This is a genomic window from Allobosea sp. TAB14 (assembly GCF_052113865.1).
GTDB lineage: Bacteria > Pseudomonadota > Alphaproteobacteria > Rhizobiales > Beijerinckiaceae > Allobosea > Allobosea spartocytisi.
The window spans coordinates 1-1,308 of sequence record NZ_JBFRDQ010000366.1 but is presented as its reverse complement, the minus strand read 5'-3'; the positions used below and the strand labels follow the sequence as shown (position 1 = coordinate 1,308).

Here is a 1,308-nt window from a genome sequence, read left to right as displayed (position 1 = left end):
TCCCTGAACGCCTTGGCGATCTGATCCCTGAGCGGCTTGATGATGTATTCGAACGGCGTGCGGTCTTCGGTCTGGACGAAGACGTCGGCCTGCATGCCGGCGGTGACCCGTTGAGGCGCGAGGCGCGCATATTCCTCTGCCGGGACGGAGATCCGTATCGTGTAGAAGGTCGCGCCGGTCTGCTGATCGCGCGTCGTATCGGCCGAGATGCGACTGACCGTGCCCTTGAGCTCCGGCGTCGTGCGCTGGTTGAACGCGTGTAGCTTGACCTGCGCCGGCCGGCCTAACGCGATCTGGTCGATATCGGGCGGATTGATCCGGACCTCGAGCTGCAGGGAATCCTCGGCCGGGACGATCAGCATGGCAGGCTCCGCCGGCGAGATGACGCCGCCAACGGTATGAACCGCGAGCTGATGCACGAAGCCGGCGCTGGGCGCCTTGATGTCGATGCGCTTGAGTTGATCCTCGGCGGCGACGCGCCGCTCGGTGAGCTCGGCAGTCTTGCCCTGGATCTCGCGCAGCTCCTTCATCACCTCCTCGCGCAGGACTTCGTCGATCTGGATGATCTGAAGTTCGGTCTCGGCGATGCGCCCCTCGGATTGAGCGACCGAGGCGATGAGCTGGCCCTTCTGGCCGTCGAGATTGGCCGCCTCGCGTTCCAGAGCAGTCTTGCGGCTGATGGCGACCAGGCTCTTCTCATAGAGCCCGCGAACGCCGGTGAGCTCCTCCTCGATCAGGGCTGCCTGCCGATCGCGCGCGACCTGCTGCGCCTTCAAACCCAGGATCTCGTCCCGCAACTGACCGACGCGCTTGAACAATTGCGCCTTCTGGCCGTCACGGGCCGAGCGGCGGGCATCGAACAGGCTCTGCTCGGCCGCGATCAGTTCCGCGACCTCCGCCTCGCCTTGGCGCGCACGCAGTTCCGGTGCAATGGCAATCGCTGTCTTCCTGTCCCGTTCAGCCTGTAGCCGCGCGCGACGTGCAGCGAACTCGTCGAGCTGCTTCGTGACGATCTGGAGGTTGGAGCGCGTGAGCGTGTCGTCGAGGCGGATCAGGATCTGGTCCTGCTCGACCCTGTCGCCGTCATGGACCCTGAGCTCACCGACGATGCCGCCGGTCTGATGCTGGACCTTCTTCACATTGCCGTCGACGACGAACTGTCCCGTGGCGACGACGGCCCCGGACAGTGTCGTGGCGACGGCCCAGACCCCGACCGTGCCGGCGAACAGGGCGACGCCTGCGCCGCCCACGATCGCCAGCCGTCGCAAGGCCCCGCCGAAGTCCGGTTGTTCGACTGCCGCCTTCTCG

Annotated in this window: 1 protein-coding gene; it reads right to left on the bottom strand. The window is 66.1% G+C overall.

Annotated features, from left to right (window positions below; translation table 11 throughout):
• Positions 1-1,268: HlyD family type I secretion periplasmic adaptor subunit (locus AB4Y99_RS27655; RefSeq protein ID WP_441525606.1), on the bottom strand; the 1,268-nt coding region annotated here is incomplete at its 3' end.
• Between the last annotated feature and the right edge of the window lie 40 nt (positions 1,269-1,308).